Genomic DNA, 20,347 nt, shown 5'->3' with positions numbered 1-20,347 from the left:
GTGCACCGTCCTCTCTGCTATAATGTGCCGTGCTGGGACGAAAATCCCGCCCGGGCACGCTGGAAAACGACAAGGGTTGCGCGACGATGGAGTTCATCAGTGGTCTCGGCGGGACGGCGCTGTCCTATATCCTTCCGTTCCTGTTCGTCCTGACCATCGTCGTCTTCTTCCACGAGCTGGGCCACTTCCTGGTGGCGCGGTGGTGCGGCGTGGCCGTCGAGACGTTCTCTGTCGGCTTCGGTCCGGAACTGTTCGGCCGCTACGACCGGCACGGCACGCGGTGGCGCGTCGCCGCTATCCCGCTCGGTGGCTACGTGAAGTTCGCCGGCGACGAGAACGCTGCCAGCGTTCCCGATCACGACGCGATATCCCACATGACGCCCGAGCAGCGGGCCTCCAGCTTCTATCTGAAGCCGCTGTGGCAGCGCGCCGCCGTCGTCGCCGCCGGCCCCATCGCCAATTTCATCCTCGCGATCGTCATCTTCACCGTGCTGTTCGTCTCGTTCGGCCGGCCCATCACCGCGGCCCAGGTCGACGGTGTGCAGCCGGATTCGCCGGCTGCCGCCGCCGGCTTCGAGCCGGGTGATGTGATCGTGGCCATCGACGGCAACGCGATTGAGGCCTTCTCCGACGTGCAGCGCGCGGTCAGCGGAAGCGCCGAACGACCGCTGGTGTTCACCGTCGAGCGGTCCTCCGGTACTGTCGATCTCACGGCGACGCCGGAATTCCGGGAGGTGTCGGACGGCTTCGGCAACACCCACCGGGTCGGCGTCCTCGGCATCAGCCGGGCCGCCGATGCGGCGGCGGTCAGCACCAAGACCTACTCGCTGCCCGCCGCCTTCACAGCCGGCGTCCAGGAAACCTGGTTCATCGTGGCGCGCACAGGGGCCTACGTCGGCGGCATCGTTTCCGGACGCGAATCGGCGGATCAGCTCGGCGGCCCGATCCGTGTCGCCCAGGTGTCCGGTCAGGTGGCGACGCTCGGGATGGTGGCATTGATCAATCTCGCCGCGATCCTTTCGGTCTCCATCGGCCTCATCAACCTGCTGCCGGTCCCGATGCTGGATGGCGGCCACCTGGTGTTCTACGGGATCGAGGCCGTGCGCGGCCGCCCGCTGAGCGAGCGGTCCCAGGAGATCGGCTTCCGCATCGGCCTGTCGCTGGTGGTCATGCTGATGATCTTCGCGACCTTCAACGACATCCGACAACTCGCCGGGTCCTGACCGGGGCAGGGGGCGCTTCCGCCTGTCGCGGCGCCCTGAGGGTGCCGGCGCGTCCGATTCTCGGACCTGCGGTCGTGCGGCCAACTGCCTCGGCGCTTCAAGGCAACCCCGACCGCGCAGAATTGTATCTTAAGCTTAAGAATTCCCTAATGCGCCGCCGCCTCGAGGCCAAAACGGGGCGGGGAGGGCGGCGCGCCTGCCCATTTGCGGCTGCCCGAGGCCTTCGCGAAGCTTGCGCCACCACCCCGGCCGGTGCCGGGAAACCTCACAATTCTTAACGAGCGTGGCTGGCGGGACACGGTCCCTGCGGAATCGTGGCGGCGCTCTCCGCCGTCGGGTTGCCTCTGCTCCAAAACCCTGCAATACCAACGGCAATACCTAGATTGTGACGCGTAGGCACGCCGCTGCCAGGCGGCGGAAGATGCGGAGCACCAGAGGGCAAATCCCCCGCAATGCACGCTTATTCCAACTTGATCCGTAAGCTCCTTCTCGTTCTCGCTGTTGCGATGATGGGGGCAGTCACCGTACCCGTGGCCTCGTTCGTCGCGCCAAGCGCGGCGGAGGCGGCCAGCGTGCGATCGATCTCGGTCGAGGGAAACACCCGCGTCGACCCGGAGACCGTCCGCGCCTATCTCACCATCAAGCCCGGCCAGAATTTCGGCCCGAGCGACATCGACGAATCGATCGCGACCCTGTTTGCGACCGGCCTGTTCGCGGACGTCCAGATCGTCCAGCGCGGCTCGACCCTCGTCGTGATCGTGAAGGAGAACCCGATCATCAATCGGGTGAACTTCGAAGGTAACCGGGGCATGTCCGACGAATCCCTTCAGGGCGTCGTGCAGTCCAAGCCGCGTTCCGTGCTGACCCGCGCCCGGGTCCAGAGCGACGTCGAGCGCATCCTCGAGACCTATCGGCGTCGCGGCAACTACGAAGCCAGCGTGACGCCGCAGATGATCGACCTGCAGCAGAACCGCGTCGACCTCGTCTTCGAGATCGATGAGGGCGGCAAGACCCAGGTCGCGCGCATCACCTTCATCGGCAACAAGTCGTTCAGCGACGGTCGTCTCCGCGACATCATCAAGACCCGCCAGTCCGGCTACCTCGGCTGGCTGCGGACGACCGACACCTACGATCCGGACCGCTTCGCGGCGGACCAGGAACTGCTGCGCCGCTTCTACTACAACCACGGCTACGCCGATTTCCGCATCGTCTCCTCGGTCGCCGACTTCGACCGCGAGCGGAACACGTTCTTCATCACCTACACGCTCGATGAAGGTCCGAAGTACACCTTCGGCGAGGTCAACGTCGACACGACCCTCAGCGATCTCAATCCGGATCAGCTGCGCGGTACGCTCGATACGCGGGCCGGCAAGACCTACAGCTCCGAGCTGGTCGAGAAGACGATCGAGAACCTGACGATCGAGGCTTCCAAGCGCGGCTACGCGTTTGCCCAGGTCCGGCCGCGCGGTGACCGCGACTTCGAGAACCACACCATCTCGATCAACTACCAGATCGACGAGGGGCCGCGCGCCTACATCGAGCGCATCAACATCGTCGGCAACACCTCGACCCGCGACTACGTCATCCGCCGCGAGTTCGACATCGTCGAGGGCGACGCCTACAACCGCGTCCTCATCGATCGTGCCGAGCGGCGCCTGAACGATCTCGGCTTCTTCGAGACCGTCCGCATCACCAGCGAGCAGGGCACGTCGCCCGATCGCGTCATCGTCAACGTGTACGTCGAGGAGAAGCCGACCGGTAAGGTGTCGTTCGGTGTCGGTTACTCGACCTCTGACGGCATCATCGGCGACGTGTCGATCGAGGAGCGCAACTTCCTGGGTCGCGGCCAGTACGTGAAGGCCCTCGTCGGTGGCGGCGAGAACACCACCAACGTGGAGTTCTCCTTCACCGAGCCGTTCTTCCTCGGCCGGCGCATCGCGGCGGGCTTCGACGTCTACAACCGCACCAACGACGCCGACAGCACCCAGTCGTACGACCAGACGCTGACCGGCGGCGCGATCCGCTTCGGGTTCCCGGTGAACGACGACACGACGCTGCAGCCGTTCTACCGGATCTACAACCGAGAGATCGACATTCCGGACTTCACGACCGAGCAGAACTGCTTCCAGAACCAGACCAACATCTCTGACGCGGTCTGTCAGTCGCAGGGCACCACGCTCACCTCGCTCGTCGGCGCGTCGATCATCTACAACACGCTCGACAACTCGATCTTCCCGCGTGACGGCATCTACGCCAAGTTCACCCAGGAAATCGCCGGTCTCGGTGGTGACACTCACTTCAGCCGGACCAGCGGCGAGGCGAGCTTCTACCACGAAGTGGTTCCGGCATGGGGCGTCGTCGGCTTCCTGAAGGCGCAGGGTGGCGTGATCCAGTCGCTGAAGGACGGACTGTACCTGCAGGACCAGTACTTCGTCGGTGGAACCGTGATCCGCGGCTTCGAGACCTCGGGTATCGGTCCTCGCGACGCTTCGACGGGTGACGCGCTTGGTGGCCGCTACTACGTGGCCGGTACGGCGGAAGCCAGCTTCCCGCTGCCGCTGATCCCGGAAGAGATTGGCTTCTCCGGTGCGGTCTTCACGGACGCTGGATCGCTCTGGAGTGCCGACCCCGACGCTCTTCCGAGCGGGACGAACGTGGTCTCCGACGACTTTGAACTGCGCTGGACGGCCGGCTTTGGCATCCTGTGGCGGTCGCCGCTGGGGCCGCTCCGCGCCGACTTCGCCTGGCCGATCGTGAAGAACGAGGCCGACAAGACCCAGGTCTTCCGCATCGGCGGCGGAACGCGCTTCTAGCGTCTTCCGGACCACGGGCTGATTTGATCGACCTGCATTCACCCGAATGCAGGTCGATCGTTCTTTGTGGCCATGTTCGTCTATGGCCATGATTGTCTGCCACTGATGCGCAAAGTCCGCAGGACGGCGTCCGGCCAGTGCTGGCGTGTCATCGCCCTGGACCGGATGGATCCGATCCGGCGGACATCATGTCGATTCGGGAGTGCGCAGCTGTCATGACAGAGCCGGTTTTCTTCCCCGTCCCCACGCCGCTGCCGCTTGCCGATGTCGCGGCCCTCACCGGCGCGGTGATGGCGGACGATGCGCCCGCGCGCCACATCGCCGGCGTTGCGCCGCTCGATCTCGCCGGGCCAGACGACATCAGCTTCATCGATGCGAAGAAGTACCGCTCGGCGCTTGAGGCGACCCGGGCGGGCGCCGTGTTCTGCCGGGAGGCGGATCTGCCCCATGTGCCGGCCGGCGCGGTCGCGCTCGTCGTCGCCGCGCCCTATCGCTGCTTTGCGGAAGTCGGTGGCCGGCTCTTTCCGGAGGCCGTCGCCGCGGCCCCGCTGACGCGGGCGGGGGTGTCCCCCGGAGCGCATTTGGATCCGAACGCGCGCCTGGAAGACGGTGTGACGGTCGAGCCCGGCGCGGTGATCGGTCCCGACGTCGAGATCGGCTCAGGAACGGTGATTGGTCCGAACGCCGTCATCGGCCGTTCGTGCCGCATCGGCCGGAACTGCCGGATCGGGGCGGGGGTGACCATCCAGCACGGGCTCATCGGCAACCGGGTCATCCTTCACCCGGGCGTTCGCCTCGGACAGGACGGCTTCGGCTATTCCATGGGGCCGAAGCACGTGAAGATCCCGCAGCTCGGCCGGGTCATCGTCCAGGACGACGTGGAGATCGGTGCCAATACGACGGTGGATCGTGGATCGCTGCGCGACACGACGATCGGCGAGGGCACCAAAATAGACAACCTCGTGCAGATTGGGCACAACGTGATGATCGGCCGTCACTGCGTCATCGTCGGCCAGGTCGGAATCTCCGGAAGTGCGGAGCTCGGCGACTACGTCGTCCTTGGCGGCAAGGCGTCCGTGGGCGAGCACATCAAGCTGGGCATGGGTGCGCAGATCGGTGGGACCAGCGCGGTCAACAACGATGTACCGGCGGGCGAGCGCTGGATCGGCAGCCCTGCGCGGCCGGTGCGGGACTGGATGCGATCCCACCGGGCGGTGCTTGCGCTGTCGAAGGAAAAGCGGCCGGCCAATCGACCGGACGAGGATCAGGAATGATCGTGTTTGAGGAGGCGTCTGAATGAACGCAATGGGTGAGGGTGGGACGCTCGAGACCGCGGATATCATGCGTGTTCTCTCGTTGCTGCCCCATCGGTACCCGTTCCTCATGGTCGACCGTATTATCGACATGAATGGCGACGAGTCCGGTATCGGCATCAAGAACGTCACGTACAACGAGCCGCATTTCCAGGGCCACTTTCCGGGCCAGCCGGTCATGCCGGGCGTCCTGATCGTGGAGGGCATGGCCCAGACCGCGGGCGGCCTTTGTGTTGCGGCGCATGGCGAAAACAAGCCGAAGATCGTCTACTTCATGACGATCGACAAGGCGAAGTTCCGCAAGCCGGTCGTGCCGGGCGACGTGCTCGAGTACCATGTGAAGAAGATCAAGAACCGCCAGAATATCTGGAAGTTCGCCGCTGTCGCGATGGTTGGCGAGACCAGGGTGGCCGAGGCTGAGATCTCGGCAATGATCATAGACGAGTAGGTTTTATGGCGAGTATCCATCCCACCGCGATCATTTCCGATGGTGCGGTGATCGGCGACGAGGTGTCGGTTGGCGCCTATTCGATCGTCGGACCCGAGGTCGTCCTGGGTGACAACGTGTGGGTCGGGACGCATGTCGTCCTCGATGGCCACACCGAGATCGGATCCGGGACGAAGATCTATCCGTTCGCGAGCCTGGGATCGCCCCCCCAGGACCTGTCCTACAAGGGCGAGCCGACCCGAATCGTGGTCGGCCGCAACGTCATCATCCGCGAGCAGGTGACCATCAATCCCGGCACCGCCAAGGGGCACCTGCTCACCTCGATCGGCGACAACTGCTACCTGATGGTGTCCAGCCACGTCGCCCACGACTGCCAGCTCGGCAACAATGTCATCCTGTCGAACAACGTCATGCTGGGCGGCCACGTGAAAGTCGGTGATCATGTGATCATGGGCGGCGGCTCTGGCGTGCACCAATTCGTGCGCATCGGCGATCATGCGTTCCTGTCGGGCATGAGCGCCGTCGGGGATGACATCATCCCGTTCGGCAACGTGCATGGGAATCGCGCCCGGCTGGTGGGGCTCAACCTGGTTGGCCTCAGGCGCCGCGGGTTCGACCGGGAGCAGATCCACACCCTCCGCAAGGCCTACCGCTATCTGTTCTCTGAAGAGGGGACCCATCGCGAGCGGATGGAGGATGTCGCCACCATGTTCGGCGGCGAGCCGCTGGTCGAACTCATCCTCGACTTCATCCGCACCGGCGGGGAGCGGGCCCTGTGCACGCCGTGGGGCGTGGGTCACCTTTGAGCGGAGGCGCGGCGGTCGATCAGACGGCTGCGCCGCCCGAAGGCCCCGTGGGCGTCATCGCCGGGGGCGGACGGTTGCCCATCGAGGTCGCCGAGGCGATCGAGGCCGCCGGCGGCGAGGTGGTCGTTGCCGGCATCGACGGGGAAGCCGACGCCGTGCTGAGCCGGCCGGACGTCCGGTCCTTCCGATGGGGACAGATCGGTGGTGCCATCGACTATTTTGCATCCCGCAATGCCAGGGACCTCGTCATCGTCGGGACCATCACCCGTCGCCCGGACTTCAAGGCGCTCAGGCTCGATGCCGGGACATGGCGGCGGCTGCCGCGCATCCTGCAGGCGATCGTGGGTGGCGACGACAGCGTTGTGCGCAAGGCGCTCAGACTGATCGAGGCGGAGGGGTTTCGGGTGCGGGGAATCGGAGAAGTCGCCCCGGCGCTTCTTGCGGGACAGGGAACGCTCGGCCAGCACCAGCCTGGCGCGGCCGCCATTGCGGATGCCGAATTCGCCATGCGCGCGCTGGCGGCCCTCGGACCGTTCGACGTGGGGCAGTCGGCCGTCGTCATCGACAGGCGCATCGTCGCCCTCGAGGCGGCCGAGGGCACCGATCGCATGCTCGCCCGGGTGGCGGAGCTGCGGGAGACCGGCCGCATTCCCGGCAAGAGAGGCGGCGTGCTGGTGAAGCGTGCCAAGCCCGGCCAGGAGACGCGCACCGAGCTCCCGACGGTCGGCCCCGTGACGGTCGCCGCCGCCGTCGCCGCCCAGCTGTCCGGCATCGTCATCGAGGCAGGCCGCACCATCATCGTGGACCGCACGGAAACGATTGCCGCGGCCGATGCCGCCGGCCTGTTTCTGGTCGGCATGCCGGGCGAGGGACCCGTCTCGTGACGGTCGAGCTGCATCGCCCCCTCAACGTCTTCCTGATCGCCGGCGAGGCGAGTGGTGATCATCTCGGCGGCGCGCTCATGGCGGCGCTCAGGGCACGCACCGAGGGCCGTGTGGTCTTCTCCGGGGTCGGCGGGGAGACGATGCAGGCCGAGGGGCTGGAGCCGCTGTTCCCGTTCTCCGACATCACGGTGATGGGCATCGACGCAATCGTGCGCCGTCTTCCGCAGCTTCTTGCCCGCATCGACGAGGCGGCCACGGCGGTGGTCGCGGCGCGCCCGGACGTTCTTGTGATCATCGACGCGCCGGACTTCACCCACCGCGTCGCGCGGCGGGTGCGCAGGCGGGATCCCTCGATCCCCATCGTCGACTATGTCAGCCCGTCCGTCTGGATCTGGCGGCCTGGGCGGGCACGTGCCATGGCGGCCTATGTGGACCGGCTCATGGCCGTCCTCCCGTTCGAACCCGCGGTGCACGCGCGTCTTGGCGGCCCGCCGACCACCTATGTCGGTCATCCGATCCTGGAGACGCTGGCACCGGCGATCGAGGCCAGCGCGCCGGATGCCGGCGCATCGCCTTCGGACGAACCCGTTCTCCTGATCCTCCCCGGAAGCCGCTCGTCGGAGATCAAGGCGCTGCTTCCGGTCTTCGGAGAGACGCTGGCGGAGATCCAGAAGCGCGTCGGACCGGTTCGCGCGATCCTGCCGGCCGTCTCCCACCTTGCCGACCGCATCGAGGCGGAGGTGGCGACGTGGCCCGTCCGGCCCGTGGTGGTGCGCGGCAAGGATGCCAAGCAGGCGGCATTTCGCGAGGCGACGGCGGCGCTTGCGGCTTCGGGGACGGTGACCCTGGAACTCGCGGTGTCGGGCGTGCCGATGGCGGTCGCCTATAAGCTCGATGCGGTCTCGCGCGTCCTGCGGCAGGTGAACCGTGTCGTCCGCTTCCTCAAGTACACCACCATGGTGCTGCCCAACATCATCCTCGATGATCGCGCCATTCCCGACTTCCTCGAGGAGGACGTGACGCCGGACAAACTTGCGGACGCGGTGGTGCCGCTCCTGTCCGACACGTCCGAGCGCCGACGGCAGGTCGAGGCGTTTGCCCGTCTCGACGGTCTCATGCGCCTGGAGGACGGGGCGCTGCCGTCCGAGAAGGCGGCCGAGACGGTGCTCGAGGTCGCCCGCTCGGGACGCCCGGCGCTGGCGCCTCCCAAGCCCTGACGGGCGCGTCCTGGGCATGCCGCAGGTATTGGCGCTCCGGTAACGAAAAAGCCCGCGGAGATCGCTCTCCGCGGGCTTTTTCATTGGCGTGCGACCGGATCAGCTGCGCTGGGTGATCGGCACGTAGTCGCGGTGGTCGGCGCCGGTGTAGAGCTGGCGCGGACGGCCGATCTTCTGATGCGGATCCTCGACCATTTCCTTCCACTGGGCGATCCAGCCGACCGTGCGCGCGACGGCGAACAGGACGGTGAACATGGTGGTCGGGAAGCCGAGCGCACGAAGCGTGATGCCCGAATAGAAGTCGATGTTCGGGTACAGCTTCTTCTCGACGAAGTAGTCGTCGTGCAGCGCGATCTTCTCGAGCTCCATGGCCACGTCGAGGGCCGGGTCGTCCTTGATGCCGAGTTCGGCGAGGACTTCGTGGCAGGTCTTCTGCATGATCTTGGCGCGCGGGTCGTAGTTCTTGTAGACCCGGTGACCGAAGCCCATCAGGCGGAACGGATCGTTCTTGTCCTTCGCCCGTTCGATGAACTCGGGGATCCGGTCGACCGACCCGATCTCATGCAGCATGTTCAGGGCCGCCTCGTTGGCGCCGCCATGCGCGGGCCCCCAGAGACAGGCGATCCCGGCCGCGATGCAGGCGAACGGATTGGCACCCGACGAGCCGGCGAGGCGAACGGTCGAGGTCGACGCGTTCTGCTCGTGATCGGCATGCAGGATGAAGATCCGGTCCATTGCCCGCGACAGGACGGGGTTGAACTTGTAGTCCTCGCACGGGACGCCGAAGCACATCTGCAGGAAGTTCGCAGAGTAGTCGAGGTCGTTGCGCGGGTACACGAACGGCTGGCCGATCGAGTACTTGTAGGCCATCGCCGCGATCGTCGGCATCTTCGCGATCATGCGAAGGCTGGCGATCATCCGCTGCTGCGGATCGGTGATGTCGGTGGAGTCGTGATAGAAGGCGGCAAGGGCGCCGACGACGCCGACCATGACCGCCATCGGGTGAGCATCCCGACGGAAACCGGTGAAGAACCGGTTCATCTGCTCGTGGATCATCGTGTGATAGGTGACGCGCTGGACGAAATCGGTCTTTTCGACCGACGTCGGCAGGTCGCCGTAGAGGAGGAGGTAGCAGGCCTCCAGAAAATCACCGTGCTCGGCGAGCTGGTCGATCGGGTAACCCCGGTAGAGCAGGACCCCCTTGTCGCCGTCGATGAAGGTGATTTTCGATTCACACGCGGCAGTGGACGTGAAGCCCGGATCGTACGTGAATCGGCCGGTTTGCTTGTAAAGCGACTGGATGTCCAGGACGTCCGGTCCGACCGAACCGGAGTGCATGGGGAATTCCCAGCTCTCGTCGCCGATCGTCAGTTTCGCATTAGTCCCATCTGCCATAAGCACACCCCAATCTTGGCAAGATCGCAGGGCGGACCGATCCGTGCGGGAGGGCACGATCGCCCATTCACCGCACGCAGACGGCGCCTTGCGATGGGTGGATTGTCGACGCTTGACTATCCCATTTGGGTGAGTGCCGCAAGCACGCCACCCCCGCGTGCGCCGGGGCGCGAGGGATTGCGCGCGGGTGCGCGCGGGAATTGCGCGCGGGCCTGCGCGAAACTGCGCGAAAGGCTGCGCACGCTGCGCGATTTTGCGCGCGAACGCGCGCGCCGGATTGTCCGGACATTGCTCATTCGCTGGTGTCGGCGTTGGCCGCGCCCCGGCGCCAATAGGCGACCGCCGTGCGGTCGGTCTTGGCGAATCCGCGCTCCTTGTCGAGGAAGCGGCGGATCTTGCGCGCGGCCGTCTGTTCACAGGCACACCAGACGTGGGTGCTCGCGGGAGCCGAGGCCCAGTCGAGCTCGCGGATGGCGGTCTCCAGCAGGTCCGTGGTGCCGGCCGGCGCGCCGTTGCGGGGCAGCCAGGCGATATCCAGCGCCGCCGCCGGGGAGGTGAGGGCCTGGGCCTCGTCCATGTCGGCGATCTCGATGCGGACGAGGGCGCGGGCGGTGGCGGGGAGGCCCTCCAGCATCCGCCCGATCGCCGGCAGGGCGGTCTCGTCGCCGGCGAGGATGTTGAGGTCGGCCTGGTTGGGCAGGCCGCCGCCGCCGGGGCCGAGAACGCCGACGATGGAGCCCGGCTCGGCCGTCATCGCCCAGTCGGAGCCCGGCGCGCCTTCGTGCACCACCACGTCGATGGCGACCTCGTCCCGGGCGAGGTCGACCGACCGGATCGTGTAGACGCGCGCCAGCAGTTCGTCCTCGCCCGTCGGCCAGACGGTGCGGCCGTCGACGGCGGCTGTCGGCCAGACTGGCGCCCGGCCCTTCGGCGGCACCAGCACGCGGATGTGGAAGCTGTCGGTGTCGTAGTAGGCGGCGTCGCCCTTCAGGATGACCCGCTGCATGCGCGGCGTCAGCGGCTCGCTGCGGACCACGGAGGCCTCCCGAAAATAGGGAATGGCCGAAGCGGTCGCTTCATCGCCCTGCCACGCGAAGGCCGGCAACTGTCCTTCGCAGAAGGCATGGAGGTGCTCGGCGATCGTCGATTTCATGACGGAGAGGTGGCTGGCCGTCGCGCTCTCGACGCGAAAGCTGAGGGCGGTCGCATCCGCTTCCACGACGGCCGCGCCGTAGTGGGAGGAGATGTGGAACGCCTCCCCATCTTGCGAAACCTCCGCGTGCTCCTTCAGGTGGTCGCAGAGGCGGACCATCATGGCTGCGGGGTCCGTGAGGGGGACACGGGTGCTGGTGACCAGGGGGGCGCTGCCGGACATGGGCTCTCCGTGCTGTGACGAAGAGCGCGGGACCGCGGGTGCCGTCGCCGGGCCAACCGGGCTTCAAGGCCGGCCATCCGACCTGATCTGAAACAGCCGCGCTCTGCCGTCGTCTGCAATGGCGATGGCGTTTCCACGGCTCATGCCACGGATGACGGCAGTTGGCGACATAAAAATGGACTAGATTAGTCCATTTTTATGGGCTGGGGAGATTTCCCCTAGTGTGGCGTCCGCAAACCGCCGCCCGGCAACGGGCTGGAGCCGGGCGCGTTTGTCAGAATCCGGACCGTTTCTACTGCGCCTGCTCGCGGATGCGGGCGAGGCTTTCGTCGCGGCCGAGGGTCTCCAGAACGTCGAACACCGGCGGCGAGGTGGTCTTGCCGGTAAGGGCGCAGCGGAGCGGCTGGGCCACCTTGCCGAGCTTCAGCTCGTGCGTCTCGGCGTAGGCCCGCACGGCGGCCTCCGTTTCCGCGGCCGTCCAGTCCGGCAGGGCGGCGAAGGTGTCGGCGAGGGCGCCCAGATGCCCGCGGGCCTCGGCGTCGAGGACCTTTGCGGCCTTCTCGTCGACCGCCAGCGGCCGCGTCGCCCAGACGTAGGCGGCGGAGTCCAGAAGGTCGACCAGCGTCTTGGCGCGCTCCTTCAGGCCGGCGAGGGCGTGCATCAGCCGGGTCCGCATGTCGGGGGTGAGCGCCGCCTGGACGTCGGCGCCGCCCTCGATGTGCGGCAGCAGCGCATCGATCGCGGCCATCAGCTCCGCATCGGACGTCGTCCGCAGATAGTGGCCGTTGATGCTCTCCAGCTTGGCGAAATCGAAGCGCGCGGCGGAGCGGCCGATCTGGGCGAGGTCGAACCATTCGACCATCTCCTCGGTGGAGAAGATCTCGGTGTCGCCGTGGCTCCAGCCGAGCCGGACCAGGTAGTTGCGCAGCGCCGACGGCAGATAGCCCATCGCGCGGTAAGCCTCGACGCCCAGCGCGCCGTGACGCTTGGAGAGCTTGGCGCCGTCCGGTCCGTGGATCAGCGGAATGTGCGCCCATGTCGGCACGTCCCAGCCCATCGCCTTGTAGATCAGCGTCTGGCGGCCGGCGTTGGTCAGGTGGTCGTCGCCGCGGATGACATGAGTCACCCCCATGTCGTGGTCGTCGACCACGACGGCCAGCATGTAGGTGGGCGATCCGTCGGAGCGCAGGATGACCAGGTCGTCGAGGTCCTTGTTGGGGAAGGCAACGCGCCCCTGCACCTGGTCCTCGATGACCGTCTCGCCTTCCTGGGGCGCCTTGATGCGCACGACGAAGGGGGCGCCCGCCGGTGCCTCGGACGGATCGCGGTCGCGCCAGCGGCCGTCGTAGCGCGGCGGACGGCCCTCGGCGCGGGCGGTCTCGCGCATCTCGGCGAGTTCCTCGGCGGTGGCGAAGCAGCGATAGGCATGACCGCTGTCGAGGAGCGCATGGGCGACCTCGGCGTGGCGCTCGGCGCGCGCCGACTGGAAGATCGGCTCGTCGTCCCAGTCGATGCCGAGCCACGACAGCCCATCGAGGATCGCGGCGATCGCCGGCTGGGTGGAGCGTTCCTTGTCGGTGTCCTCGATGCGCAGCAGCATCTTGCCGCCCGTGTGGCGCGCATAGAGCCAGTTGAAGAGCGCGGTGCGGGCGCCCCCGATGTGAAGGAAGCCGGTCGGGGAGGGGGCGAAGCGCGTAACAACGGGCGCCGACATTCTTACCTCTTTCGGTTTTTCAGTTTTCGCGCATTCTACCAGAGAGCGAGCGCGCGACGTGCTCGGGCGGGGCTCGTGTAGCACGCCCGCGCGGGCGCACCAAAGCGTTGGGAGGGCTCAGGTGTCGTGGCAGGCGGATGCCACGGGCGTCCGCCGCCGCGGCGCCCTGAGAAGACGGGTCGGCCGGCCGGTGCCCGGCGCGCCGCTGCCCGTCCGCCTGCGCGTCCGCGCAGGGCGGTTTCGCGACTGGCTGGCCGACAGCCTGCGCACCGATCTCGACCATGGGCGCGGCTTTCTCTGGATCCCCGTGGCCTTCGCGCTGGGCGCCGCGCTCTATTTCGCGCTGCCGCGCGAGCCCCACTGGCAGACGCTTGCCGCGCTGGGCATGGCCGCCGCGTTCGCAGCCGGCAGGGCCCGCAGCACGCCAGCCGCGTTTCCCGTCCTCGTGGTGGTCACGGCAACGCTGGCGGGCCTCGCGCTGGCCGCTGCCCAGACCGCGCGCGTCGCCGCTCCGGTGATCCGGGGGGAACGCACCGTCGAGCTCGACGGCTGGGTCGAGGCGAGGGAACCGCGGCCGGATGGCGCCGTGCGGATGATCGTCCGCGTCCATCGCATCAAGGGGATCGGCCCGGCGCGCACGCCTCTGCGCGTCCGCTTCACAGCGCGGGGCAAGGGGCCCATGCCCCGGGTTGGCGACGCGATCACGGCGCTTGCCCGGCTCGCCCCGCCGCGCGGGCCGGTGGAACCGGGCGGGTACGACGCGGCCCGCAGCCTGTTCTTCGAGGGGATCGGGGCGACCGGCTTCTCCTACGGCATGCCAAGGTCGGCCGATCTCGGAGCGCCGCCCGCCGGCATCCGGGTAAAGGCGGTTGTCGCCCGCGTGCGGGACGGGATCGGGGCGCGGCTGCGCGCGGCGCTTCCGGGCGAGAACGGCGAAATCGCCGCGACCCTGCTGGTCGGCGATCGCGGCGGTATTCCGGAGGAGACCCAGCAGGCGATCCGGCTGGCCGGTCTCGGCCACATCCTGGCGATCTCGGGCCTGCACATGGCGCTGGTGGCGGGGACGGTGTTCGGGGCGGTGCGGTTCGCGCTCGCCGCCATTCCGGGGCTGGCGCTGCGCCGGCCCATCAAGAAGTGGGCGGCGCTGGCGGCCCTCATGGCGGGACTGGTCTACCTGATCCTCTCCGGTGGGGCGGTGGCCACCATCCGCGCCTTCGTCATGGCTGCGGTGGCGCTGGTCGCCGTGCTGGTCGACCGGCCGGCGCTGACGCTCAGGTCCGTGGCGGTGGCGGCGCTTGTGGTCATGGTCCTCGATCCGGCGGCCGTTCTCAGCCCGGGCTTCCAGATGTCGTTCGCGGCGGTGATCGCGCTGGTCGCGGCATACGAATGGCAGGCGGGGCGCGAGCGCACCGGCACCGTCGACCGGAACGCCGGCCGGATGCGGCGCATCCTGCGCACGGGCGGGCTGTGGATGGGCGGCCTGGCGCTCACGTCCTTCGTGGCCGGCCTCGTCACCGCGCCGATCGGCGCGCTCCACTTCCACATGCTGGCGCCGCTCGGGCTGCTCGGAAACCTGCTGGCGATGCCGTTCGTCACCCTGCTGGTCATGCCGTTCGGGGTGGTCTCGGTGGCGCTGATGCCGCTGGGCCTCGACCCGCTGGTTTTGCCGGTGATGGGGCTCGGCCTCGACGCCGTGGTGGGGATCGCGACCTGGGTCGCGGGCCTCAGCGGAAGCGCCGGGGCGGTCGGGCGTATGCCGGCGGCGGCGGTGCTGGCGATGGCGGGCGGCCTGCTCTGGCTGGCGCTCTGGCAGGCGCGCTGGCGGGTGCTGGGGGTGGTGCCGATGGTGGCAGGCCTCGCGATCGCGCCACTGGGGTCGAGCCCGGATCTGCTCGTGTCCGACGACGGGCGCGCGGTGGCGGTCAGGGGAGCGGATGGGCGGCTCGCGATCGCCACGGCCAAGGGCGGGGCGTTCGCCGCCGCCATGTGGCTCCGCGCCGACGGCGACGCGCGCGATCCGGAGGACCCGTCGATACGCAACGGGGTGCGCTGCGACGGCCTCGGCTGCACGCTGGCGCTCGCGGGACCCGTCGGGGACGCGCGGGATATGCGATCCGGGCCTAACTCAGTGGGGAAAGGCCGTGTCGCGGCCGCGACTGCCCGGCCGCCGCCGGTCGTGGCCTTCGCCGAGGACCCGGCAGCCTTCATCGAGGATTGCGGGCGCGCCGAGATCCTGATCACCCGCCACGACGCGCCGCCGGCCTGCGACCGCCCGCGCCTCGTCGTCGACCGGGCGCTGCTGCGCCGGAGCGGGGCGATTGCGCTCACCTGGCAGGCCGACCCGCCGTTCTACCGGTTGCGGCAGGCGCGGCCGGCGGTCGCGCGGCCCTGGACGGCGACGCCGGTGGTGACGCGGTGAGCGGTCGCCCGGCGCCGAGCGGGTGCCCGGGCGCCAGCAGGCGCTAGTACTTGCGGAACAGCGCCACGAGCTTGCCCTGGATGCGGATGCGATCCGGGCCGAAGATGCGGGTCTCGTAGGCCGGGTTGGCGGCCTCCAGCGCGATCGACGCGCCCTTGCGGCGCAGGCGCTTCAGCGTCGCTTCCTCGTCGTCGACGAGGGCCACCACGATGTCGCCGCTGTCGGCGTCGTCCGAGCGCTTGATGAGCACCGTGTCGCCGTCGAGGATGCCGGCCTCGATCATCGAGTCGCCGTGGACCTCGAGCGCAAAGTGCTCGCCGCCGCCGATCAGGTCGGCCGGCACGGTGATCTGATGGCTTTCCTGCTGGATGGCCGCGATGGGCACACCGGCCGCGATCCGGCCCATGACGGGGATGCTGTGGCCGGACGAGCGGCCACTGTCGACCGGGGCCGGCGGCGGGGGCGCCTTGCCGCGCGATCCCTCGATGACCTCCGGCGAGAAGCCGCGGGAGCGGTTGGCGCCCAGCGACGGGTTCGACGATTCCGGCAGGCGGATCACTTCCAGCGCGCGTGCCCGGTTGGGCAGGCGGCGGATGAAGCCGCGTTCTTCCAGCGCGGTGATCAGCCGGTGAATGCCGGATTTCGACCTGAGGTCGAGCGCGTCCTTCATCTCGTCGAATGACGGTGGAACGCCGCTCTCCTTCAGCCGCTCGTGGATGAACATCAGAAGTTCATGTTGCTTGCGGGTCAGCATGAAATCGGCCCCACCCCTTGGGTCAGCGACGCATGACGTATGCGGTACAAATCAGGAACGAACGCTACACGTTCCATATGTGTTCTGCAATGGTTAATGTTCGGTTTGCGATACGCCGGCCCAGAGCGGGAACAGGTCGCGGCCGGATCGTGGCGGCGGTTGCGGGTTGCGCAGGCGCGCAGACGGTTGCGCGCGCCGCCGGGGGGGCGGGAGGCGCAATCTGTGCGATTCGACGCGGTGCGGGAAGCGCGAAAGTCCTGGAGGGACGACGTCGAAGCCGCCGGCCCGCTCTCAGAGACCACACGGTGAGGGTGCCGCTGGCCTGATCTGGCAGGCGCGCCTGCCGGGCGTCTGGGTGTTCGGCGGAAGGCCTAGAGCCGGAGGATCCGGCAGACGCTGCCGGCGGGGGCGGCCGGCGCGTTGGGCGGACGGACGATCAGCGCGCCGGAAGCGGCGAGCGTCGACAGCATCGAGGAATCCTGCAGGGAGAACGGATCGGCGTCCGGCAGGCCGTCGTCGCGCTCGGTGAGGCGGGCGCGGACGTAGTCCTCGCGGCCGTCGTTGGCGGGCATGTCGTGGCTCAGCCGCGCCGCCGCGTAGGCGGGGCCGGGCGCCGCGTCGCCCTGCAGCGCGCGCACCAGCGGCACCAGGAACAGCATCGCGCAGACCAGGCTGGAGACGGGGTTGCCGGGAAGGCCGAGGATGCGGATGTCGCCGAGGTGGCCGAAGATCAGCGGCTTGCCGGGCCGCATGGCGATCCGCCAGAAGCCGAGCTCCATGCCGACATCGGAGAACGCCTTGCGCACCAGGTCGTGGTCGCCGACGGAGGCGCCGCCCAGCGTGACGAGGATGTCGACGGCGCGGTCGCGGCCGTCGGAAAGGGCCGCGACGGTCGCCTCGGCGTTGTCGCGGACGATGCCGAGGTCGATGGCCTCGCCGCCGGCGGCGGTGATGAGGGCCGCGAGCGCGGGGGTGTTGGAGGCGACGATCTGGTCCGGACCGGGCTCCTCGCCGGGCGCCACCAGCTCGTCGCCGGTTGCGATGATGCCGACCTTCGGCGCGCGGCCGACCGGCAGCGTCGCGTGGTTCATGGCGGCGGCCAGCGCGACGTGGCGCACGTCGAGGCGGGTGCCGGCGGCAAGCAGTGCGTCGTCGGTCTGGAAATCGAGGCCGGCGCGGCGGATGTGGCGGCCGGGCTGGGCCGGCACCGTCACCCGGACGGTCTGCGCGTCCACCGTCTCGGTGTTTTCCTGGATGAGGATGGTGTCGGCGCCGTCCGGCACCGGGGCGCCGGTGAAGATGCGCACCGTCTCGCCGGGCGCGAGCGTGCCGGCATGGCGGCGGCCGGCGACCGAGGCGCCCACCAGCCGCAGGGTCGCGCCGGCCTCGGCCGCGTCGACGGCGCGCACGGCGTAGCCGTCCATGGCGGAGGCCGCGAAGGGCGGCTGCTGCCGGGTGGCGGCGATGTCTTGCGCCAGCACGCGACCGACGGCCTCCGCCAGCGGCGCGTGGTCGACGCCGAGCCGGGCGGCGCCGGCGAGCACGCGGGCGCGCGCCTCCAGGACGGGGAGCAGGCTCACGTGGCGGGCTCCGCGCGGTAGTCGCCCGAGCGGCCGCCGGACTTGGCGACGAGGCGGATGTCGCCGATCACCATGGAGCGCTCCACCGCCTTGGCCATGTCGTAGATGGTCAGGCAGGCGACGCTCACCGCGGTGAGGGCCTCCATCTCCACCCCGGTCTTGCCGTCGACGCCCACGGTGGCGCTGACGCGCAGGCCGGGGAGGGCCGGGTCCGCCTCGATGTCGACCTTGACCGAGGTGACGGGCAGCGGGTGGCAGAGCGGGATCAGCTCGTGGGTCCGCTTGGCCGCCATGATGCCGGCGATGCGCGCGGTGGCGAGCACGTCGCCCTTCTTCAGGTTGCCGGTGCGGATCAGCTCCAGCGTGTCGGCGCGCATGGTGACGCTGCCGGTGGCGGTGGCTTCGCGCCGGGTGGCGGATTTCTCCGACACGTCGACCATGCGGGCGGCACCGGTCTCGTCCAGGTGGGTGAGGGTGTCGCCGCCCATGTCCCGCCGCTACTCGGCCGCGAGCCGCACGCCGACGGTGGCGCCGTCGAGCAGGAAGCGGGTGGCCGTCTCGACGTCGGACTGGCGCATCAGGCTTTCGCCGACCAGGAACGCGTCGACGCCGACGGCGGTCAGCCGGGCGATGTCGGCGGGCGTCGAGATGCCGGACTCCGCGACGATCATCCGGTTGCCCGGCACGTGCGGCGCCAGCGCCTCGGTGATCTCCAGCGACGTCTCGAAGGACCTGAGGTCGCGGTTGTTGATGCCGACGACGGCGGCCGGGATCTCGGCGGCGCGCGCCAGCTCGGCGGCGTCGTGGATCTCGATCAGCGCGTCCATGCCGAGGTTGTGGGCCGTCTCGACCAGCCGCAGCGCGGTGTCGTCGTCGACGGCGGCCATGATCACCAGGATCGCGTCGGCGCCCCAGGCGCGGGCCTCGAACACCTGGTAGACGTCGAACATGAAGTCCTTGCGCAGCACCGGCAGCTGGCAGGCGGCGCGGGCGTCGCGCAGGAACTCCGGCGCGCCCTGGAACGACGGCTCGTCGGTGAGCACGGACAGGCAGGTCGCGCCGCCGGCCTCGTAGGCGGTGGCCAGCGCGGAGGGATCGAAGTCCTCGCGGATGAGGCCCTTGGAGGGGCTCGCCTTCTTGATCTCGGCGATCAGGCCCGGCCGGCCGGATTTGATGGTGGCCTCCAGCGCGGCGCGGAAGCCGCGGGGCGCCGGTGCGTCACGCGCCAGGTCCTCCAGCGCGGCCAGGGGGCGCACCTCTTTCGCGGCTTCGATCTCTTGGCGCTTGTACGCTTCGATTTTGCTCAGGATATCGGTCATAGGTCACTCGTTCGATGACGTCACCAGCCTGCCGAGAACGTCCAGCGCGCGGCCACTGTCGATGATCTCTGCCGCGAGCGCCGCTCCCTCGCGGAGCGTGTCGACCCGGTCGGCGACGATGAAGGCGGCGGCCGCGTTCATCAGAACGATATCGCGGTACGCGCCGGGCTTCCCCTCAAGCACGTCGCGCAGGGCTGTGGCGTTTTTGTGAGCATCGCTGCCGATGAGCTGGTCGAGCGGCCAGCGCGGCAGCCCGGCGTCCTCCGGCGTGACGGTGAACGTGCGGACCTCTCCGTCCTCCACCGCCGCGACGTGCGTCTCGGCGGTGACGGTCACCTCGTCGAGCCCGTCGGCGCCGTGGACCACCCAGACCTTCTCCGATCCGAGCTCCTTCAGGGCGTGGGCGATGGGCTCCACCCAGCGCCCGTCGAACACGCCGACGAGCTGGCGCTTCACGCCGGCCGGGTTGGAGAGGGGGCCGAGGATGTTGAAGATCGTGCGGGTGCCCAGCTCCACGCGCGTCGGGCCGACGTGCTTCATGGCGGCGTGATGGGCGGGCGCGAACATGAAGCCGACGCCGGCGTCGCGCACGCAGCGGCCGATGGCGTCGGCGCCGAGCTCGATGTTGATGCCGAGCGCGGCGAGCACGTCGGCCGCCCCCGATTTGGAGGACAGCGCGCGGTTGCCGTGCTTGGCGACGGGGATCCCCGCGCCGGCCACCACGAAGGCGCTGCAGGTGGAGACGTTGTAGGTGCCCTTGGCGTCGCCGCCGGTGCCGACGATGTCCATGGCGCCCTCGGGGGCGACCACGCGCAGCATCTTCTCGCGCATGGTCTCCACCGCGCCGGCGATCTCGTCGATCGTCTCGCCGCGCACCCGCAGGCCCAGCAGCAGGCCGCCCATCTGCGACGGCGTGGCCTCGCCCGACATCATGATGTCGAAGGCGCGGCGCGCCTCGGCGCGGTTCAGCGCGTCACCCTGGGCCACCTTGTTGATCAGGCCCTTCAAATCGGACATCGACCGCTGTTCCCTTCGTGGTTGTCCGCGCGGGAAATCAACCGGACCCCCGTCGATCCGGCGCAAGCGC

General features: G+C 68.9%; 16 protein-coding genes. 8 read left to right on the top strand and 8 right to left on the bottom strand.

From position 1 onward, the window contains the following. Nucleotides 1-86: 86 nt before the first annotated feature. From rseP to lpxB, 7 genes are all read left to right on the top strand, one after another. A complete protein-coding gene (gene rseP, locus AB7M35_RS05225; protein WP_453957793.1) occupies nucleotides 87-1,223 on the top strand; it encodes an RIP metalloprotease RseP in 1,137 nt (378 codons plus the stop codon). 572 nt (nucleotides 1,224-1,795) lie between these two features. Further along, nucleotides 1,796-4,036, top strand: a complete 2,241-nt coding sequence (gene bamA / locus AB7M35_RS05220; protein ID WP_453957791.1) for an outer membrane protein assembly factor BamA — start codon at nucleotides 1,796-1,798, stop codon at nucleotides 4,034-4,036. Nucleotides 4,037-4,251: 215 nt separating this feature from the next. Then, on the top strand, nucleotides 4,252-5,310 hold the full coding sequence (gene lpxD, locus AB7M35_RS05215; protein ID WP_453957789.1) for a UDP-3-O-(3-hydroxymyristoyl)glucosamine N-acyltransferase: 1,059 nt from the start codon (nucleotides 4,252-4,254) through the stop codon (nucleotides 5,308-5,310). A 22-nt stretch (nucleotides 5,311-5,332) separates the two neighbouring features. Then, on the top strand, nucleotides 5,333-5,797 hold the full coding sequence (gene fabZ / locus AB7M35_RS05210) for a 3-hydroxyacyl-ACP dehydratase FabZ (protein ID WP_453957788.1): 465 nt from the start codon (nucleotides 5,333-5,335) through the stop codon (nucleotides 5,795-5,797). A 5-nt stretch (nucleotides 5,798-5,802) separates the two neighbouring features. Beyond that, nucleotides 5,803-6,603 carry an acyl-ACP--UDP-N-acetylglucosamine O-acyltransferase gene (gene lpxA, locus AB7M35_RS05205; RefSeq protein ID WP_453957787.1) on the top strand — a complete coding sequence of 267 codons (801 nt, stop codon included), beginning with the start codon at nucleotides 5,803-5,805 and terminating at the stop codon, nucleotides 6,601-6,603. Between the two features lie 47 nt (nucleotides 6,604-6,650). Then, a complete protein-coding gene (locus AB7M35_RS05200) occupies nucleotides 6,651-7,487 on the top strand; it encodes an LpxI family protein (protein ID WP_453957786.1) in 837 nt (278 codons plus the stop codon). Continuing rightward, nucleotides 7,484-8,704, top strand: a complete 1,221-nt coding sequence (lpxB, locus tag AB7M35_RS05195) for a lipid-A-disaccharide synthase (protein ID WP_453957784.1) — start codon at nucleotides 7,484-7,486, stop codon at nucleotides 8,702-8,704. Before AB7M35_RS05200 ends, lpxB begins: the two co-directional genes overlap by 4 nt. A gap of 99 nt (nucleotides 8,705-8,803) precedes the next feature. Here lpxB and gltA read toward each other — a convergent pair whose 3' ends face one another. The 3 genes from gltA to gltX all read right to left on the bottom strand — a co-directional run bounded on the left by gltA (nucleotide 8,804) and on the right by gltX (nucleotide 13,188). Next, nucleotides 8,804-10,099: a citrate synthase gene (gene gltA / locus AB7M35_RS05190; RefSeq protein WP_453957782.1), complete on the bottom strand. Its 1,296-nt coding sequence runs from the start codon at nucleotides 10,097-10,099 to the stop codon at nucleotides 8,804-8,806. Between the two features lie 292 nt (nucleotides 10,100-10,391). Further along, the gene (locus AB7M35_RS05185; protein ID WP_453957780.1) at nucleotides 10,392-11,474 is read right to left on the bottom strand and encodes a DUF2218 domain-containing protein; all 1,083 of its coding nucleotides are present in this window, start codon (nucleotides 11,472-11,474) and stop codon (nucleotides 10,392-10,394) included. Between the two features lie 292 nt (nucleotides 11,475-11,766). After that, nucleotides 11,767-13,188 carry a glutamate--tRNA ligase gene (gene gltX / locus AB7M35_RS05180; RefSeq protein WP_453957779.1) on the bottom strand — a complete coding sequence of 474 codons (1,422 nt, stop codon included), beginning with the start codon at nucleotides 13,186-13,188 and terminating at the stop codon, nucleotides 11,767-11,769. 121 nt (nucleotides 13,189-13,309) lie between these two features. Between gltX and AB7M35_RS05175 the strand changes: the two genes are divergently transcribed. Continuing rightward, the gene (locus AB7M35_RS05175; RefSeq protein WP_453957778.1) at nucleotides 13,310-15,607 is read left to right on the top strand and encodes a ComEC/Rec2 family competence protein; all 2,298 of its coding nucleotides are present in this window, start codon (nucleotides 13,310-13,312) and stop codon (nucleotides 15,605-15,607) included. Nucleotides 15,608-15,650: 43 nt separating this feature from the next. Here the strand turns inward: AB7M35_RS05175 and lexA are convergent, their stop codons facing one another. From lexA to trpD, 5 genes are all read right to left on the bottom strand, one after another. Beyond that, nucleotides 15,651-16,361, bottom strand: coding sequence for a transcriptional repressor LexA (gene lexA, locus AB7M35_RS05170; protein WP_453957777.1), 711 nt, complete (start codon nucleotides 16,359-16,361; stop codon nucleotides 15,651-15,653). Between the two features lie 371 nt (nucleotides 16,362-16,732). After that, the gene (locus AB7M35_RS05165; RefSeq protein ID WP_453957776.1) at nucleotides 16,733-17,941 is read right to left on the bottom strand and encodes a molybdopterin molybdotransferase MoeA; all 1,209 of its coding nucleotides are present in this window, start codon (nucleotides 17,939-17,941) and stop codon (nucleotides 16,733-16,735) included. Then, the gene (moaC, locus tag AB7M35_RS05160; protein ID WP_453957774.1) at nucleotides 17,938-18,429 is read right to left on the bottom strand and encodes a cyclic pyranopterin monophosphate synthase MoaC; all 492 of its coding nucleotides are present in this window, start codon (nucleotides 18,427-18,429) and stop codon (nucleotides 17,938-17,940) included. Before moaC ends, AB7M35_RS05165 begins: the two co-directional genes overlap by 4 nt. Nucleotides 18,430-18,438: 9 nt before the next feature. Beyond that, complete coding sequence (gene trpC / locus AB7M35_RS05155; protein ID WP_453957773.1) at nucleotides 18,439-19,260, bottom strand: indole-3-glycerol phosphate synthase TrpC; 822 nt, start codon at nucleotides 19,258-19,260, stop codon at nucleotides 18,439-18,441. Nucleotides 19,261-19,263: 3 nt separating this feature from the next. Then, on the bottom strand, nucleotides 19,264-20,277 hold the full coding sequence (trpD, locus tag AB7M35_RS05150; protein ID WP_453957771.1) for an anthranilate phosphoribosyltransferase: 1,014 nt from the start codon (nucleotides 20,275-20,277) through the stop codon (nucleotides 19,264-19,266). Between the last annotated feature and the right edge of the window lie 70 nt (nucleotides 20,278-20,347).

It is taken from the genome of Amorphus suaedae (genome assembly GCF_053629675.1).
This window is presented reverse-complemented; position numbering and strand designations above follow the sequence as displayed.

Bases quoted from the DNA above. Each gene is read 5' to 3' on its own strand.
- rseP (WP_453957793.1), top strand. From the start codon at position 87: ATGGAGTTCATCAGTGGTCTCGGCGGGACGGCGCTGTCCTATATCCTT.
- lpxD (WP_453957789.1), top strand. From the start codon at position 4,252: ATGACAGAGCCGGTTTTCTTCCCCGTCCCCACGCCGCTGCCGCTTGCC.
- fabZ (WP_453957788.1), top strand. From the start codon at position 5,333: ATGAACGCAATGGGTGAGGGTGGGACGCTCGAGACCGCGGATATCATG.
- lpxA (WP_453957787.1), top strand. From the start codon at position 5,803: ATGGCGAGTATCCATCCCACCGCGATCATTTCCGATGGTGCGGTGATC.
- gltA (WP_453957782.1), bottom strand. From the start codon at position 10,099: ATGGCAGATGGGACTAATGCGAAACTGACGATCGGCGACGAGAGCTGG.
- AB7M35_RS05185 (WP_453957780.1), bottom strand. From the start codon at position 11,474: ATGTCCGGCAGCGCCCCCCTGGTCACCAGCACCCGTGTCCCCCTCACG.
- gltX (WP_453957779.1), bottom strand. From the start codon at position 13,188: ATGTCGGCGCCCGTTGTTACGCGCTTCGCCCCCTCCCCGACCGGCTTC.
- lexA (WP_453957777.1), bottom strand. From the start codon at position 16,361: ATGCTGACCCGCAAGCAACATGAACTTCTGATGTTCATCCACGAGCGG.
- moaC (WP_453957774.1), bottom strand. From the start codon at position 18,429: ATGGGCGGCGACACCCTCACCCACCTGGACGAGACCGGTGCCGCCCGC.
- trpC (WP_453957773.1), bottom strand. From the start codon at position 19,260: ATGACCGATATCCTGAGCAAAATCGAAGCGTACAAGCGCCAAGAGATC.
- trpD (WP_453957771.1), bottom strand. From the start codon at position 20,277: ATGTCCGATTTGAAGGGCCTGATCAACAAGGTGGCCCAGGGTGACGCG.